The organism is Kushneria phyllosphaerae, assembly GCF_900312995.1.
GTDB lineage: Bacteria > Pseudomonadota > Gammaproteobacteria > Pseudomonadales > Halomonadaceae > Kushneria > Kushneria phyllosphaerae.
This window is the reverse complement of sequence record NZ_ONZI01000005.1, coordinates 1-15,887: the sequence shown is the minus strand read 5'-3', so window position 1 is coordinate 15,887 and position 15,887 is coordinate 1. Positions and strand designations below refer to the sequence as shown.

Genomic DNA, 15,887 nt, shown 5'->3' with positions numbered 1-15,887 from the left:
GAAGTACCGGCGCCCGCTCATCGGGACGCCGGCCCTGTGACGTGGTTACTGGAAAAGCCCCTTGATGGCATTTCGAAGATTACTACCGGAATCCTCCCCCAGTTTTTCCTCGATGCGTTGTCCAAGCCTGCCCTCCAGCTGACGGTCCAGATGTTCGCGCAGCGTCTGCTGCCCTTCGCTGGCGACAGTCTTTTGCAAAATGGCGCGAAAGGCATCTGTGTCGAAACGACACCACTGGGCCGGAGCATCCCCCAGATCCCCCGAACAGTGCAGCGGCAGCTGTATGCGGCTCAGCGTTGCGCTGACCGGACACCCCTGGGTGTCGGCGGTATTGGCCAGCCGAGCCGCCAGCGCCATATCCAGAGTCTGCGCCTTTAGATCCACCTGGCCACTGCCGGCAATATCGATCCCTGGCAGGGCCACTTTCAAATCATCATTTTGAATGACACCGTCGACAATATCGAAGTTGGCGGCGAACTGATCGAACTCGGTATCGCTGCCCCACTCGTGCGAGGTGCTATTGCCCTGCAGCATGGCCGCCGTGGTACACAGCTGTCCCGGCAGATTGATGCCCAGTATGGCGCCATCAGCAATCTCGAGCGCTGCCTTGCCATCAAGGTGGGCCAGCAGGGAATTGTCCTCTCCAGGCGTAGAGGACAGCGTCGCCCGGGCATTAAGCGTGCCGCGAAAAAGGTCATCACGCCCCAGCACATCCTGCAACAGGGGTTGAAGCGCCACACCGGTCAGCGTCGGCTCAAGGGATAATGACGGCGATGACGCGCCAACGTTCATGGCACCACTGGTCTTGAGCGTTCCGTCGTAGAGATCGGCGTCAAGGCTTGTGAGACGGTAGTGCCCATCACTGCCTCGCGCCTGCAGTGACACGTTTTCAAGATGAAGCGCGCGTGCCTTGAGCGCCTCAAGGCGTAGATTCAGGGCAAGATCCAGCGAGCGGGCCAGCGCCAGTGCTTTTTCACCGGAGGCGTTTTCAGCGTCTGTGCCCTGCGCTGCGTCACTGTCCACGGGCTGCGGCGCATCGTCAGTAGGAGACGCTTGCTTGGCTTTCGGCGGCAGATAGCGATCAAGATCCAGGGAATCACCCGTGAGATCGGCATGCAGGCGGGGAGTATCCATTCCCAGCGATGCCGTTCCTTCAAGGGTCGTATCATCAATATTGATGGCCAGATCCGCAAACCGCGCTGAATGTGTATCCCCCTCGACCTTCGAAGAGATACCGACTCGCTGAAACGCCTGAGCATCTGCCGTGGCCGGCAGTTTTCCCAGCCGTTCCAGCCAGCTGCGAAGATCTGCAGGCGCCATATCGATCTGCCCCTGCCAGTGCAGATCATCCTGCAGATTGCGCGCATCCCCGCTACCGGTCAGGCGCAGCCACTGGCCGCTGTTGAGCGCAAACGACGTCAGTGCCGCATGATTGTCCTCAAGCGACACCTCACCACTGGCCTCGCCGCTCAGTGGCAGGGCGTGCTCACCCAGCGACGGCAGGTAGAAGGTGCCATCAAGGACCGCCTTGTCAAAGCTGTAGCGCTGCTGACTCAAATCTGCAGCCAGTCTTGAGACATTAAAATTAAAGCTCTGATCATGGGCGTCATCCAGGTTCGGCAGATGCATTGCCCCCCTCAAAGCCAGGTTATCGAGGGTGTAAAGGGCGCTGTTCAGATTGAGGTTGGCCTGGCTTTTCAAACTGACATTACCGGACATTTCCGGTCGAGTGCCTTCAAGGGCAAAGGACAGTTCCAGCGGAAAGCTCCCTCCGGAAGTCACGTTGGAGGCCTGCAGGGCCAAGGAAGACAGCGTGATGTCGCGATGGTGCTCATGATCTTCAAAATGCACCTGGCCATCACGAACCTGGATGCTGGCGATATCCATGGCAAGGGGTCGATCACCGGCGGTCGTAACGCGCTGCGGCCGCCGGGAGGGCGAGGCTGACGGGACATTGTCCTGATGCGCGGCGGTATCGATCAACGTTTCCCAGTTGCCACGCCCCTGCGCGTCACGCTCAAGATTGAGACGAAGACCATCCAGCGTGAAACCATCGACTTCAATATTGCCACTCAAAAGTGGGGCAAAGCGCAGACGCGCTTCGGCCTGTTTGAATGCAGCAAAGGGCGGCTCTCCCGTCTTTTGATTGGGAAGACGCGCCGAGGCGTCTTCCACGGTAACGCCGATGCGGGGGTAGAACGTCCAGGACAGCGGGCCGTTCAGGGACAACTCAAGCCCCGTGTGCTCACGCACGGCATCGGCAAGCCTGGGCTTGAGGTCGTTGGGATCGAGAAAGGTCGTCGCATAAATCACCACGGCCACGGCCAGCAGCCCCAGCACCCCCATCGCCGCCAGTACTATCCTGAACAACGCTTTCATTGAATACTCTCCCAAAGACCCTGTGCCACCTGATCACGTCATCGGCAGGTTCCAGAAGCATGTTGGAAACCCGCCCGTGCGTTGCGGGCGTTAGTGTAGCGGATGGTCACTGCCCTTCTCTATAATGGCTCGCCGGCGCAAGCACTCGCACGCCCGGCAACAACGCTTTGGTCCATCGGGCCGCGCGGGCGTGACCCGGTTTTGATATCGTTGTGATCCATTACGCCCTTGAGGCGATGATCTTCTTTTTGCAGGGAGCCTTCATGACCCAGTCGCCGCGACGCGCCAGTATTTCACGGCATACCAGCGAAACACGCATCATTGTCTCGCTTGACCTTGACGGCCAGGGCGAGCTCAAAGCCGATACCGGCGTGCCCTTTTTCGAGCACATGCTCGATCAGATCGCACGTCATGGGATGATCGACCTGACCATCGATGCCGACGGCGACCGCCATATTGACGATCATCATACGGTCGAGGATACCGGCATTACTCTGGGCCAGGCCTTTGCCGAGGCGCTGGGCGACAAGCGTGGCATCCATCGCTACGGTCACGCCTATGTCCCGCTGGATGAGGCACTGTCACGCGTGGTGATCGATTTTTCCGGCCGCCCGGGGCTTTTCATGAACGCCGAGTTCACGCGAGATACCATCGGCGCCTTCGAGACCCAGCTGGTGTCCGAGTTCTTTCAGGGGTTTGCCAGCCATGCCCGGGCAACCGTCCATATCGACAACCTGAAAGGCGATAACGCGCACCATCAGGTCGAAACCATTTTCAAGGCCTTCGGGCGCGCCCTGCGCATGGCCGTGTCTCCGGATGAGCGCATGGCGGGGCGTATTGCCTCGACCAAGGGCAGCCTGTAACCCAACACCATCCGATCGGCGTGATGCCGCTCGGCAAGGAGTGTGTTCAGCATGACGATTGCCATCATCGATTACGGCATGGGCAACCTGCACTCGGTGGCCAAGGCCATCGAGCACGTCAGCCCCGATGAACGCGTCACCATCACGCGCGATGCTCGCGCGATCAAGGGGGCCTCGCGCGTGGTCCTGCCAGGCCAGGGCGCCATCCGTGACTGCATGGGAGAACTTGAGCGTACCGAGCTGACCGGCCTGGTCAAGGAACTCCTGAAAGATGCCAGCAAGCCCCTGCTGGGTATCTGCGTCGGTCAGCAAATGCTGATGGATAAAAGCGAGGAAAACGGCGGCGTGCGCTGCCTGGGCTATATGCCCGGACGAGTCACGCGCTTTAATGACCAGGCACTTGATGAGCAGGGTCAGCGGCTCAAGGTGCCGCACATGGGGTGGAACCGCGTTCATCAGCACCATATGCACCCTCTGTGGGAAGGTATTCTGACCGGCGAGCGGTTCTACTTCGTGCACAGCTATTTCGTTCAGGCCGAAGACGATGCCCACGCGATGGGCTATACCGATTACGCCGGCAGCCGCGCCCATGTGGCCACCGGCCGTGACGCCGTCTTTGCCGTACAGTTTCATCCGGAAAAGAGTGCCGAGGCCGGTCTCAGACTGCTGGCAAACTTTGTGGCCTGGTCGCCCTGACTTTCCCGCGCCCAGGACATTTCACGACAAGGATAAGGAATCCCCATGCTGGTCATCCCCGCCATCGACCTGAAAGACGGTCAGTGTGTTCGCCTCAAGCAGGGCCGTATGGAAGACTCGACCACCTATGGTGAAGACCCGGTGGCCATGGCACAGCGCTGGGTGGATGAGGGCGCGAGACGCCTGCACCTGGTCGATCTCAACGGTGCCTTCGAGGGCCGCCCGGTCAACGAAGAAGCGGTCAGGGCCATTGCCGCCCGCTTCCCGGACCTGCCCATCCAGATCGGTGGCGGCATCCGCACCCGAGAGGTGATCCAGAGCTATCTCGATGCCGGCGTCAGCTGGGTCATCATCGGCACCCAGGCCGTACGCGACCCGGACTTTGTCCGCCAGATGTGTCGCGAATTTCCCGGCCATATCATGGTCGGCCTCGATGCACGGGATGGCTATGTGGCCACCGACGGCTGGGCAGAAGTCTCCACCATGCGTGCAGTGGACCTAGCCCGCCATTTTGCAGAAGATGGCGTCAGCGCCATTATTTATACCGACATTTCACGCGATGGCATGATGAACGGCGTCAACGTTGAATCCACCGTCGAGATGGCCAGCCATGGCGGCGTACCGGTGATCGCCTCCGGTGGCGTCACCGATATCGAAGATGTCCAGAAGCTGGCGGATGTCTCGGCGGCCGGCATTGTCGGCGCCATTACCGGACGGGCCATTTACGAAGGCCGGCTTGACCTGGCCGAGGCCCAGACCCTGTGCGACACCATCGAAGCACAGCGCGGCTGATGACCCGGAGAAGCACATGACACTGGCAAAACGCATTATCCCCTGTCTGGACGTGGACCGTGGCCGCGTGGTCAAGGGCGTCAATTTTCTGGGCATCCGGGATGCCGGCGATCCGGTCGAGGTGGCACGGCGTTACAACGAACAAAATGCCGACGAGATTACCTTTCTCGATATTACCGCCAGCCATGAGGCGCGCGGCACCACGCTGGATATGGTCAGCCGGATTGCCGGTGAGGTGTTCATTCCGCTGACCGTGGGGGGCGGTATTCGCAGCTGCGATAATATCCGCGCGCTGCTCAATGCCGGCGCCGACAAGGTCTCGATCAATACGGCTGCCGTCACCGACCCCGACTTTGTGTATGAGGCGTCCCAGCGTTTTGGGAGCCAGTGCATTGTCGTGGCCATCGATGCCAAGCGGGTCAGCGAGGATGGCGAACCACCACGCTGGGAGATTTTCACTCATGGCGGGCGCAAGCCGACCGGGCTCGATGCCGTGGCGTGGTCCCGCAAGATGGTGGAATACGGCGCCGGTGAGCTGCTGGTGACCAGCATGGACCGTGACGGCACCCGGGAAGGCTTTGATCTGGGCGTTACACGGGCCATCAGTGACGCCGTGTCAGTGCCGGTGATCGCCTCGGGTGGAGTAGGCAATCTGGATCATCTGGTGGCCGGGGTGAAGGAAGGCGGCGCCGATGCCGTGCTGGCCGCCAGTATCTTTCACTTTGGTGAATACACCATCGAGCAGGCCAAGCAATACATGGCCGACCAAGGCATTGAAATGCGCCTTTGATCCCGGCTCGGCAGGCAGCGTCACCACTCGACGCTGCCTGCCTTTCCTGTCAGTCACCAGCTTCGTCGGCCGTCAGCCCCAGATTGCTGAAACCCTCGTTTTTTCCAAGCGCTTTCAGTTCACGAAGCCCTTCGCGGTCCAGCGTCTGCGTTTCGACGGTTTCCAGCACCACCAGCTGAAATGACCGCTCATCGCTCATCAATTCGTGCCCCTCAATCAGCGCTTCGCGTTCGACATCATCATGGATGTCGTCCCCGGCGCTCATCTCGATAAAGCGCTCGATGCCGCCGATGGACAATCGACTGACATCGACCGGCGCCTCACCTGCCGGACCTGACAGTACATCCACACAGGCAGAAAGGGCCAAGGTGAGATCACGGGCAATACGCGCCCCGAAGCTGTCATCCTCTTCCGGTGGCTCACAGGCCACGAGCTTTTCACCCTGGCGCTCGAAATCGATGCGGGCATCGCGCACACCCAGACTTTCCCATACCAGCGCCAGTAGGCTGGTCACGCCATGGGTATCCCCCGCCTCGCCGATCTCGGCATAGAGGCGATAATTGGGCATCAACCGCTCGCTCAATGTCGCCATGAACGCCAGTGCCTGACGTGGTGACAGCGCCCTCAGACGCTTTTCAAAACCCGCTGCGATCATGGTGGGCATCGCTGGTTCTCCCTGTTCGAAATCAATCATGCCGGGGTTGTGACACCCCGGCGGGGGCATGCCCTGCCATCAGGGCCAGAAAAAACGCGCGGGAATACGCCCATGGGCATCGAACATCACGCCTTCTGCACTCAGGAGCTCGCGCTGCTCACTGGCGCCGCCATGGTCTGCAAGTCGGCCACCGGCGGCCACGACGCGATGCCAGGGCAGCGTATGCCCTTCCGGCAGCAAACGCAGCAGGGCACCGATCGAGCGTGGCGTAGCGCCTTCCGTCATTTTGGCGATCGCGCCATAGGTAGTCACCCGCCCTTCAGGAATGCGGGCAATGATGGTGGTGGCCTGCTGTCGTATCTCGTCACGCATGGGGCTTCCCGGTGCCTGTCCATATCGGTGTATGCTGAGTGATCAAATTATCGTTATCCATCATGGCCCTATCATGCATATCTATTTTTTACAGCATGCGCCTCATTTTGGACCGGCCCGCCTGGCGGACTGGCTGACCAGCATGGGCCATAGCTTCAACGTGTGTCGCCTCTACGCCGATGAAGTACCGCCCAGGCCCGGCGATTTTGATGCCCTGATCGTTCTGGGCGGACCCGAACAGATCGTTGCGCATGGCTGGAGCAAGCGTGAACAGCATCTTGTCGAGCGAACTCTTAAAAGTTCAAAGCCGATCATGGGACTGGGCTACGGCGCAGAGTTGATTGCCGAAGCACTGGGCGCCATCGTCTCCCTGAACACCCATGGCGAGTTTGGCTGGCATGCCGTCCGCCGCAACGAGCAGGGTGACCTGGACCTGCCGGAGCGCTTTGAGGCCTTTCTCTGGCATCGGCGCATCTTCGGCCTGCCGGAAGGTGCCATTTCGATCGGTGCCAGCGAGGCCAGCCCCCTGCAGGGATTTACCTGGGATGGCGCCCGGGTCGTGGCCATGCATTGTCATCTGGAAGCCACGCAGGAATGGGTCCGGGACATTATCGAACGTGAGCCTCGAAGTCTGGCAACGCCCGGGCCATGGGTGCAGTCGCGCGACGAGATGCTCGAAGACAGTCGCCGCTTTGCACAACAGGCCGCCGTGCTGGACCGGATCATGATCGACTGGCTGCGTCTTTAGCACGGTTTGGACAAGCAGACGCTCGCTGAGCGCTCACTCGCCATCGCCGCTTTGACGCTGCTGATCAACAGCCTCTCGCACGAACGCCAGCACTTCCTGCCATGTCCCGGTAAAGGCCGGACGCTGCTCGCTTTGACGCAGCTGGTAGTGATACATGGGGTCGTAGTACTCACTCAACAGCGGGGATAGCCAGCCATCATGGGCCTGGCTGTCATCCGTGGTGACGTGAGCCTCAAAGGCCTGCTGCTGAAGCTGCAATAACCGCTCAAGGCGCGCACTGCCCAGCCGTTTTTTCAGGCGAATCAGGGCGCTGACCAGCTGGCGACGCATCAGCGACCAGCCCAGCCACGGGCCATAGGACTGTCGATACTGCGTCCATAAATCATCGATATAGTCACGACGAATCTGGGCCAGCCGCCACTCCAGCGGCATCTCGATCAGCACCCTGGGGGCGGCGCAAAGGCCCTGCCAGAGCGGCAGCGGGATCTCGACGCTACCGATACGCCGGGACTCGTCTTCAAAGACATGGGGCGCATGGTGATTGGCCAGATCCATGGCGAGTGCGTGTTCAAAATTGATCTGCGTGGGCGGCTGCCCGGGCTGTCGACCAAAGCTCGATCCCTTGTGGCGTGCATGCCCTTCCAGATCGATACCGCTATCCAGGGCCTTGATCATGTCGGTCTTGGCACAGCCGGTCAGCCCGGCGATGACCAGTGACGGCGCACTGGCCGCCTGCTCGGTGACCCTCATCAGCGTTTGTCGAGCGGCCTTGAATCCGCCCTTGAGACGCGCCACCTCGAGCCCTTCTTCCGCCAGCCATTGCTGGGCAATGCCTGAGCGCTGGCCACCGCGCGCGCAGTAGATCAGCGCATCGGGATGGCGAGCCAGAGCCTCTCGCCAGGCCGTGATGCGGCTCTCGCGCAGGGCACCACTGACCAGCTGATGGCCCAGCTTAAGCGCTGCATCGCTGCCCTTTTGCCGGTAGCAGGTGCCGACTCGAGCCCGCTCATCGTCATCCATCAGCGGCAGGTTGATGGCGCCCGGCAGCGCCCCCTGGGCAAACTCGACCGGGGCGCGCACATCAATCAGCAGCGAGGAACCTTTCAGCTGATCAAGGGTTGGAACGAGCTGATCGCCCTGTTTATTGCTGGACATGGAAGACCGCTTCGCCCTCTCGAGTGATGCATTCACCAAAGGCCTCAAGCGTCAACCCATGCTCACGGCCAATACGCTCGACATCATCTTCATAGGCAGGATCGACGGCCAGCACCAGACCGCCGGACGTCTGCGGATCACACAGCCACTGCCAGTGATAGTCATCCATGGCCGGCATCAGCTTACCCATGGCATGGTGATTACGCTCCGTGCCGCCGGGCACCGCGCCCTGGCGAAGATAACCATCTGCCTCGGGAATACGCGGCAGGCGTCTGAAATCGATCCGGGCGGCCACATTACTGGCCGTACAGATTTCACCCAGATGTCCGGCCAGGCCAAAGCCTGTCACGTCGGTCATGGCATGCACGCCCGAGACGGTCGCCAGTTTCTGTCCGATGGCATTGGTGCGCAGCATGATGTCTCGTGCCAGCCCATGGTGTTCCGGCGCCAGCAGCCCACGCTTTTCAGCCGTGGTCAGGATGCCTACGCCCAGCGGCTTGGTCAGATAAAGACGGTCGCCGGGCCGGGCGCTATTGTTGCGCTTTAAATGCTCAAGCGGGACCAGTCCGTTCACGGCCAGGCCAAAGATGGGCTCCGGAGCATCAATGGAGTGCCCACCGGCCAGCGCCAGCCCAAGCTCGCGGCACACTGACTGGGCGCCGGCCAGCACTTCACCGGCAATCGAGGGCGAGAGCTTGTCGATCGGCCATCCCAGAATGCCCAGCGCCATGATGGGACGTCCCCCCATGGCAAAGACATCGCTGATGGCATTGGTCGCGGCAATGCGCCCAAAATCAAAGGGGTCATCCACGATGGGCATGAAAAAGTCGGTTGTGGCAATCAGACCCTGACCATCGCCCAGGTCATAGACGGCAGCATCTTCCCGGTCCTGATTGCCGACGATCAGCTTGTCGCTGAAGGCACCGGGACCTGCATTTTTCAGCATGCTATCCAGTACATCCGGTGCAATCTTGCACCCACAGCCGGCCCCGTGACTGTATTGGGTAAGGCGAATCTGTGTCATGAGCGGTTCCCTTTTTGATCTTCAGTATACTCCATGGTGCCACCTTCACTGTGGCACCGCCGCCGGCGTTTCGGCCAGTCATTACCGTACGTCCCGTTTAATCAGATGGCCTCAAGCGCCTCCGAAAGCCGGTCCACGGCGATCACTTCCATGCCGGCGGGTGGTTTTTTGGGCGCATTGCCGCGCGGAACAATGGCACGAGTAAAGCCATGTTTGGAGGCCTCGACAATACGTTCCTGACCGCTGGGTACCGGACGAATTTCACCGGAAAGACCGACCTCACCGAACACGACCAGTTCACGGGGCAGCGAGCGGTTTTGTAGACTCGAGACCACGGCCAGCAGTACGGCCAGATCGGCACTGGTCTCCAGCACCTTCATCCCGCCAACCACGTTAACGAAGACATCCTGATCGCCGGTAAACAGGCCCCCGTGGCGGTGCAGTACCGCCAGAAGCATGGCCAGACGCTGAGCATCAAAGCCAACGGCTACGCGACGCGGGTTGCCCAGCGCCGATTCATCCAGCAGCGCCTGAACTTCCACCAGCAGGGGTCGGGTCCCTTCCCAGACCACCATGACCAGACTGCCGGGCGCCATCTCCTCGCCACGGGAAAGAAAGATGGCGCTGGGGTTTTTCACTTCCCGCAGCCCCTGCTCCAGCATGGCGAAGACACCCAGCTCGTTGACCGCGCCAAAGCGGTTCTTCTGTCCACGCAGGGTGCGAAAACGCGAATCGGAGCTGCCTTCGAGCAACAGCGAGGCATCGATCATGTGCTCCAGAACGCGCGGGCCCGCCAGAGCGCCATCCTTGGTGACGTGCCCTACCAGCATCAATACCGTGCCGGTCTGCTTGGCAAAGCGGGTCAGGGCTGCCGCCGATTCCCGTACCTGCGCGACGCCACCGGGGGCCGATGAGACGTCCTCCAGATGCATGGTCTGAATGGAGTCGATGATCAGCACCGCCGGCTTTTCCCGCTCGGCCATGCCAAGGATGGTTTCCACACTGGTTTCTGCCAGCATGGAAAGCCCCTGCGTGGGCAGCGATAAACGATGGGCGCGCATGGCCACCTGCGACAGCGACTCCTCACCAGTGACATAGACCACGCGGTGTTGCTGAGCGAGATGACAGGCCGTCTGCAACAGCAGTGTGGACTTGCCGGCGCCTGGATCACCGCCCAGCAAAATGGCGCCACCGGGCACCAGCCCGCCCCCCAGTACGCGATCAAATTCGTCGTAGGTGGTTGAAAAGCGCGGCAGCTCGCTCAGATCGACCTTTGAAAGATCGGTCAGCGTCACGCTGGCGCCGCCGGCATACCCCTGGCGAGCCGCACTGGTCCCGGTATTGCTGCCGGGTCGGGAGGCGCTCGAAAGACGTATCTCGGTCAAGGTGTTCCATTCGCGGCAGCTGCTGCACTGTCCCTGCCACTTGGAATACTCGGCACCGCATTCGGTGCATACAAATGCACTCCTGGCTTTTGCCATGCTGCCTGTCCGTCCGCTCTGATGATTTCAGACATGAAAAAGGGCGGCCTGGCGCCGCCCTCTGTTCAACACTGCCCAAGGGGGCAGCATGCCTGACCTTACTGCTTGCGAGTCAGTCGCAGGGTCTGGCCGTTTTCGAAACGACGCAGCTGCGGATCCACCAGTTCGAGCGTGGAGTCGTTGACGCGCTCGAAATAGTAGACCTGACCTTCACCGGAAGGTGTCAGCTCATACACGGTGGCCGACGGGTCATCCTGCATGCCGCTGATCACGTCCCAGTTACCGCTGTAGGTTTCCGTCGGCGGATTCTGCGGATGGTTCTGATACTGCGCTTCCAGCTCGAACGTACGATCCTGCGGGTTAGTGGCCTTCTCATCGCCCTGCAGATTGACCGTCAGTGCGATCCCGCTGCAGTTACGACACGGCAGCGTGCCGGTGTAGGTACGCGTGTCGGTCTGGGCCTGCGAGGACGAGGCCGTTGTGCCCGTGGCATCGGTACCCTGCTGCTCACCGCCGGTGCCGGCACAGCCTGCCAGTAGCGCCATCAGTGCCGAACCGGCCAGCAACGTTTTCATCTGCATGAAGCTTACTCCTGATGCATGTTTTTTGGCCGCTTGAGCGACCGGTGCCCCCTAGCATAGCTGCTCGTCGGGGGCACCGGAAAGACACCAATGCAGATTAGAGTCACTACGGCAGGGTCAGCAGCCGTTAGCGCGCCTGATCAGCCAGGAAGGGATAATCGGTATAGCCCTTCTCATCGCCACCATAGAAGGTGTCAGGATCCGGCTCGGCAAGTTCGGCGCCCACACGAAAGCGCTCGGGCAGATCGGGATTTGCAATAAAGGGACGACCGAAGACGGCCGCATCGCCGATACCACGCTCGATCAGGTCCACTTCGCCTTCTGCCGTATAGTGCCCGCAAAAGAGCAGTGCCCCGTTACGAAAGCGTGCTCGCAGGGCGCGACGGAAATCATCGGTCAGATGAATGTCGCCACCGGCCCAGTCGGGCTCATTGACGTGCAGGTAGGCCAGTTCACGGACATTAAGCTGATCGGCCAGATAAAAGGCCATCTGCTCGGATTCCTCGTCCTTGAGCCCGAAGATCTCGATAAACGGTGAGATACGAATGCCGACCCGGTCATAGCCAAAGACGCTGGCAACAGCATCAACGATCTCAAGCACGACACGAGCGCGATTTTCGATCGAGCCACCATAGCGGTCGGTGCGCTGATTGGAGCCGGTCGCCAGAAACTGCTGCAGCAGATAGGCATTGGCGGCATGGACTTCAATCATGTCAAAACCGGCACGGCGAGCGCGTACGGCGGCCAGACGATAATCCTCGACCAGCCCGGGAATCTCTTCGGTTTCCAGCGCGCGCGGCGTACTGGCATCTTCCCGGCCGGAGCTGCCGTCCTCGAACTCCACGAAAGCCTGGGCGCCTTCACCGCGCAGGGCGCTGGGGGCGACCGGCTGCTGACCTTCGGGCTGAACGCGTTCGTTGGAGACACGACCCACATGCCAGAGCTGCAGCGCGATGCGCCCACCGCGAGCGTGTACGGCTTCTACCACGCCCTTCCAGCCGGCTTCCTGCTCATCGGTCCAGATACCCGGGGTATAGACATAGCCGGTTGCGGTCGGCGAGATATTGGTCGCCTCGGCAATGATCAACCCGGCGCCGGCACGCTGACCGTAGTAGGTTTCCTGCAGGCGCCCGGGGATACGATCCGGTGTCCGCGCGCGCGTCAGCGGTGCCATGATGACCCGATTGGGGATTTCCAATGAGCCCAGCTGAAGCGGCTCGAATAGAACATCGTGCATGGCGAGAACCTCCGTGTTCGGTGACTCTGGTAAATGAACAATAATGTGAGTCAGCCCACTACATGGAGACTGTTAGCCTGCTTATCAAGTCATCCGGATGAAAATCGCTTTCTTCCCCTGCTCAGGGGGCGTCGAAGCCTTCAACCAGACGCTGGCGCAGGGCATCCATCCCCCAGTGAGCACTGTCCTGTGCTGGCAGCATGCCTGGACGCCAGCCCCATTTACCAAACTGATCCAGGATGCGCCTGTCGCGGGTCATGACATGTACCGGGACGTCCGTGCTGGCACCCTCCCCGGTAATCAGGGAAGCGGGCTGATGATCGCCCATGGCAATCACGACGAGGTTGTCGTTGCCGTAATGAGCCACAAAGGACCCCAGTGCCTCAAGGGCATAATCCACCGATTTGAGATACTGCGTACGCACGCGCTCGCTGTCCTGCCAGACCACATCAGGCGAGTCGCCGGCATTGGCCCACTGGTTGAAGATGCGACCGCTGCCGACCTGCGCCCAGTCCACCAGTGGTGGAATGGGCGTCCAGGGGGCATGACTGGTCAGGGTCGCGATTTCAGCCATGATGGGCGCTCTATACTTGTGAGAAAGCTCCAGTCTTTGCAGCGCCGCGTAGGTGTACTGATCCGGCATGGTGATCCAGTTGAAGGGCTCGCCTTCATAACCGAGATTGCGAGCGTCATAGACCCTGTCAAATTGGAAGTAGCGATTGGCCAGCCACTCGCGGGTCAATGCCGGCTCGACCGCCATGGTTTGCCAGCCGGCGCGCTTGAAAAGACGTGCCAGCGAGACCCGATCGGTTCCCATGAGCCAGTTGTAGCGCCGCTGAGAGTTGATCCAGAGCCCCGATTGAAGCGTGGAATGAGCAAGCCAGCTCTGGCCACCAACCGTCGGCGAGGCAAGCCAGGCACTGCGAGCGCCAAACCCGGCCTGCCCTAGCTCGCTGTCGATGGCGGCCATGCGCGAACGCATGACGCCGGCATAGCGCTCATCCTCCAATGCCGTGCGCCCATAGGATTCTATAAAGACAAAGAGCACATCATGCCCTTTCAGACCGGTGAGAAGCTGCTCGGTGGGCGTCTGTGCGACGGGGTCCTGTCGCGCGTGCGCTTTCAGGGCGGCAAGATCGCGAAGATTCTGCCGCGACTGCGTAACGTGTTCGGCCATCAGGCGTGAGGAGTCGGCAAGCCGGGGTGCATCGTGCCGGAGCCCACCCGCCAGTGAGACCAGCAGCACGCCTGAAGCCATGGCCCAGAGCCACCTGCGCTGGGTTACCGGCCGACCTGGTGTCGCCTGACGCGCCAGCAGCGACCATCCGACGACCATGATGGCCAGTATCAGAAGCAGCACCACGACAAGGGCAGCCGCCAACAGCCAGGCCTTGCCGGTGCCTACCGTACCGCTGAAGACGTTCCACCCCGGCCCCAGCAGGCGCCAGTCCGATATGGGATCAAAAATGCGCCAATAGGCCTGAAGCGCCACCATGTCAGCCATCTTGAGCAGTGTCAGCAGTACGAGCACGATCGCCAATAATGGCGACAAAAAGCGTGTTACACGGCGTGGAAGCCCCCATAGCGCCATCAATATGAGTGGAAGCTCAATCGGCGGCCACCACTCATTGGCTCGGGCGAGCGCACCGATCTGGTTGGGGAGTGCCAGCACGAGATACCCCAACAAAAGAGCAAACCCCATGGTACCGATACGTTTAATGCTTCCAGCCACCGGCCAGCTCCTCGCCATGTCATGAAGTCCCCGAGATTAGCAGATCCAGGCACGTGAACGAGGCTTGCGAACGTCACGGGCAGGGGTCAACATGATTCCACCGTATTATCCCCTTGCAGAGAGCAGCGATGAGCACGTTCTGGAGCCCTGGAGTAGCAGCACTGACCCCTTATGTGCCCGGTGAACAACCCCGGCAGCGCATGATCAAGCTCAACACCAACGAGAATCCCTACCCACCGTCCAGGGGCGTGGAAAGCGTTCTTAGACATTTTTCCTGTGAGCAGCTGCGACGCTATCCGGATCCTGAATCACTGGCGCTGCGCGACATGCTGGCGCGCACCTATAACGTCACGCGTGAACAGGTGTTTGTGGGGAATGGTTCTGATGAAGTGCTGGCCTTTGCCTTTCGTGCCTTTTTCGTGCGTGACGGCGAGGCGCTGGCCATACCGGAGTACACCTACAGCTTCTACCCGGTTTACTGCCAGCTTTACGGCATCGAACTGCAAAAGATTGCCCTGAACGATCGGTGGGAAGTGCCGCTTGAGCATTTCCCCGAGAAAGGACATGCCGGCATCGCCTTTGCCAACCCGAATGCGCCGACAGGCCATGCGCATTCGCGTCAGGACATCAAGGCACTGCTGGAACGACAGCGCGAGCGCGTGGTACTGGTTGATGAGGCCTATTATGGCTTTGGCAGCGAAAGCGCCGTGCCGCTGGTCGAGGATCATCCTAACCTGCTGGTAACGGGCACCTTCTCGAAATCCCGTAGCCTGGCCGGCATGCGCATCGGGTTTGCCATAGGGTCAAGAGAACTGATCGAGGGGCTGGAGCGCATCAAGGACTCCTTCAATTCCTACCCCATTGATCCCTTGGCCAGTGCAGTCGGCATCGCAGCACTTGAAGATACGCAGCACTACGATGAGTGTTGCCGCGCCATTATGGAGACGCGTGAGGCTACAGCCCAGGCGTTGAAGGATCTGGACATCGACGTGCTGCCCTCTCGGGCCAACTTTCTGTTCGTCCGACCCACCCGGCACCCGGCGGCCGACGTGGCCGCACAGCTGCGGGCTGCCGGCATTCTGGTACGTCACTTCGGTACGCCCGGCCTGTCGGACTGGCTGCGCATCTCGATCGGTACCGAGGCGGAGATGACGGCCCTGACCGGCGCGCTGGCCGCCATGAACCAGACGCCCTGAGGCGGGGAGCCCTCGCCCGCCGGTCACGTCAGTGACCGCGGGCGGGGCCGCACCATGGTCCGTGGCGGCCGGATGGCGCGCATAAAAGAACCCCGGTCCTGTTAAGGACCGGGGTTCGGAAGGGGTGCCTGACGATGACCTACTCTCACATGGGGAGACCCCACACTACCATCGGCGCGGAGCCGT

General features: G+C 60.9%; 15 protein-coding genes. 6 read left to right on the top strand and 9 right to left on the bottom strand.

The window, feature by feature from the left end; all coding sequences use genetic code 11:
* Nucleotides 1-45: 45 nt before the first annotated feature.
* Entirely contained in the window at nt 46-2,379 is a 2,334-nt protein-coding gene (locus KSP9073_RS16170; protein WP_108844018.1) for an AsmA family protein, read from the bottom strand.
* Nucleotides 2,380-2,642: 263 nt separating this feature from the next.
* On the opposite strand from KSP9073_RS16170, the gene hisB reads away from it, so the two are divergent.
* From hisB to hisF, 4 genes are read left to right on the top strand one after another with little or no spacing between them, the layout of a single operon-like run.
* Nucleotides 2,643-3,242, top strand: coding sequence for an imidazoleglycerol-phosphate dehydratase HisB (hisB, locus tag KSP9073_RS16165; protein WP_108844115.1), 600 nt, complete (start codon nt 2,643-2,645; stop codon nt 3,240-3,242).
* A 51-nt stretch (nt 3,243-3,293) separates the two neighbouring features.
* Entirely contained in the window at nt 3,294-3,938 is a 645-nt protein-coding gene (gene hisH, locus KSP9073_RS16160; RefSeq protein WP_108844017.1) for an imidazole glycerol phosphate synthase subunit HisH, read from the top strand.
* A 45-nt stretch (nt 3,939-3,983) separates the two neighbouring features.
* Nucleotides 3,984-4,730 carry a 1-(5-phosphoribosyl)-5-[(5-phosphoribosylamino)methylideneamino]imidazole-4-carboxamide isomerase gene (gene hisA / locus KSP9073_RS16155; protein WP_108844016.1) on the top strand — a complete coding sequence of 249 codons (747 nt, stop codon included), beginning with the start codon at nt 3,984-3,986 and terminating at the stop codon, nt 4,728-4,730.
* A gap of 16 nt (nt 4,731-4,746) precedes the next feature.
* Nucleotides 4,747-5,520 (top strand): imidazole glycerol phosphate synthase subunit HisF, encoded by a 774-nt coding sequence (gene hisF / locus KSP9073_RS16150; RefSeq protein ID WP_108844015.1) that lies wholly within the window; start codon nt 4,747-4,749, stop codon nt 5,518-5,520.
* A gap of 49 nt (nt 5,521-5,569) precedes the next feature.
* Here hisF and KSP9073_RS16145 read toward each other — a convergent pair whose 3' ends face one another.
* Together KSP9073_RS16145 and KSP9073_RS16140 are read right to left on the bottom strand one after the other, a co-directional pair.
* Nucleotides 5,570-6,184 (bottom strand): YjaG family protein, encoded by a 615-nt coding sequence (locus tag KSP9073_RS16145; RefSeq protein ID WP_243409271.1) that lies wholly within the window; start codon nt 6,182-6,184, stop codon nt 5,570-5,572.
* Nucleotides 6,185-6,253: 69 nt separating this feature from the next.
* Nucleotides 6,254-6,547: an MGMT family protein gene (locus KSP9073_RS16140; protein ID WP_108844014.1), complete on the bottom strand. Its 294-nt coding sequence runs from the start codon at nt 6,545-6,547 to the stop codon at nt 6,254-6,256.
* A gap of 73 nt (nt 6,548-6,620) precedes the next feature.
* Here KSP9073_RS16140 and KSP9073_RS16135 point away from each other — a divergent pair, with 73 nt between their 5' ends.
* Nucleotides 6,621-7,295, top strand: a complete 675-nt coding sequence (locus KSP9073_RS16135; protein ID WP_108844113.1) for a type 1 glutamine amidotransferase — start codon at nt 6,621-6,623, stop codon at nt 7,293-7,295.
* Between the two features lie 33 nt (nt 7,296-7,328).
* Here KSP9073_RS16135 and mnmH read toward each other — a convergent pair whose 3' ends face one another.
* The 6 genes from mnmH to KSP9073_RS16105 form a co-directional block, all read right to left on the bottom strand.
* Nucleotides 7,329-8,450 (bottom strand): tRNA 2-selenouridine(34) synthase MnmH, encoded by a 1,122-nt coding sequence (gene mnmH / locus KSP9073_RS16130; protein WP_108844013.1) that lies wholly within the window; start codon nt 8,448-8,450, stop codon nt 7,329-7,331.
* A complete protein-coding gene (gene selD / locus KSP9073_RS16125) occupies nt 8,437-9,474 on the bottom strand; it encodes a selenide, water dikinase SelD (RefSeq protein ID WP_108844012.1) in 1,038 nt (345 codons plus the stop codon). The genes mnmH and selD overlap by 14 nt, the downstream gene beginning before the upstream one ends.
* Before the next feature lie 101 nt (nt 9,475-9,575).
* Nucleotides 9,576-10,955, bottom strand: a complete 1,380-nt coding sequence (gene radA, locus KSP9073_RS16120) for a DNA repair protein RadA (protein ID WP_108844011.1) — start codon at nt 10,953-10,955, stop codon at nt 9,576-9,578.
* 98 nt (nt 10,956-11,053) lie between these two features.
* Nucleotides 11,054-11,536, bottom strand: coding sequence for a copper resistance protein NlpE N-terminal domain-containing protein (locus KSP9073_RS16115; RefSeq protein ID WP_108844010.1), 483 nt, complete (start codon nt 11,534-11,536; stop codon nt 11,054-11,056).
* Nucleotides 11,537-11,663: 127 nt separating this feature from the next.
* A complete protein-coding gene (locus KSP9073_RS16110; protein WP_108844009.1) occupies nt 11,664-12,773 on the bottom strand; it encodes an alkene reductase in 1,110 nt (369 codons plus the stop codon).
* Nucleotides 12,774-12,894: 121 nt separating this feature from the next.
* Nucleotides 12,895-14,505, bottom strand: a complete 1,611-nt coding sequence (locus KSP9073_RS16105) for a sulfatase-like hydrolase/transferase (RefSeq protein WP_165814285.1) — start codon at nt 14,503-14,505, stop codon at nt 12,895-12,897.
* A gap of 128 nt (nt 14,506-14,633) precedes the next feature.
* Between KSP9073_RS16105 and hisC the strand changes: the two genes are divergently transcribed.
* Complete coding sequence (hisC, locus tag KSP9073_RS16100; RefSeq protein WP_108844007.1) at nt 14,634-15,701, top strand: histidinol-phosphate transaminase; 1,068 nt, start codon at nt 14,634-14,636, stop codon at nt 15,699-15,701.
* The last annotated feature ends 186 nt before the right edge of the window (nt 15,702-15,887 follow it).

Excerpts from the sequence above, each read along its gene's own strand:
- KSP9073_RS16170 (WP_108844018.1), bottom strand. The coding sequence starts at position 2,379 with ATGAAAGCGTTGTTCAGGATAGTACTGGCGGCGATGGGGGTGCTGGGG.
- hisB (WP_108844115.1), top strand. The coding sequence starts at position 2,643 with ATGACCCAGTCGCCGCGACGCGCCAGTATTTCACGGCATACCAGCGAA.
- hisH (WP_108844017.1), top strand. The coding sequence starts at position 3,294 with ATGACGATTGCCATCATCGATTACGGCATGGGCAACCTGCACTCGGTG.
- hisA (WP_108844016.1), top strand. The coding sequence starts at position 3,984 with ATGCTGGTCATCCCCGCCATCGACCTGAAAGACGGTCAGTGTGTTCGC.
- hisF (WP_108844015.1), top strand. The coding sequence starts at position 4,747 with ATGACACTGGCAAAACGCATTATCCCCTGTCTGGACGTGGACCGTGGC.
- KSP9073_RS16145 (WP_243409271.1), bottom strand. The coding sequence starts at position 6,184 with ATGCCCACCATGATCGCAGCGGGTTTTGAAAAGCGTCTGAGGGCGCTG.
- KSP9073_RS16140 (WP_108844014.1), bottom strand. The coding sequence starts at position 6,547 with ATGCGTGACGAGATACGACAGCAGGCCACCACCATCATTGCCCGCATT.
- KSP9073_RS16135 (WP_108844113.1), top strand. The coding sequence starts at position 6,621 with ATGCATATCTATTTTTTACAGCATGCGCCTCATTTTGGACCGGCCCGC.
- mnmH (WP_108844013.1), bottom strand. The coding sequence starts at position 8,450 with ATGTCCAGCAATAAACAGGGCGATCAGCTCGTTCCAACCCTTGATCAG.
- selD (WP_108844012.1), bottom strand. The coding sequence starts at position 9,474 with ATGACACAGATTCGCCTTACCCAATACAGTCACGGGGCCGGCTGTGGG.
- radA (WP_108844011.1), bottom strand. The coding sequence starts at position 10,955 with ATGGCAAAAGCCAGGAGTGCATTTGTATGCACCGAATGCGGTGCCGAG.
- KSP9073_RS16115 (WP_108844010.1), bottom strand. The coding sequence starts at position 11,536 with ATGCAGATGAAAACGTTGCTGGCCGGTTCGGCACTGATGGCGCTACTG.
- KSP9073_RS16110 (WP_108844009.1), bottom strand. The coding sequence starts at position 12,773 with ATGCACGATGTTCTATTCGAGCCGCTTCAGCTGGGCTCATTGGAAATC.
- hisC (WP_108844007.1), top strand. The coding sequence starts at position 14,634 with ATGAGCACGTTCTGGAGCCCTGGAGTAGCAGCACTGACCCCTTATGTG.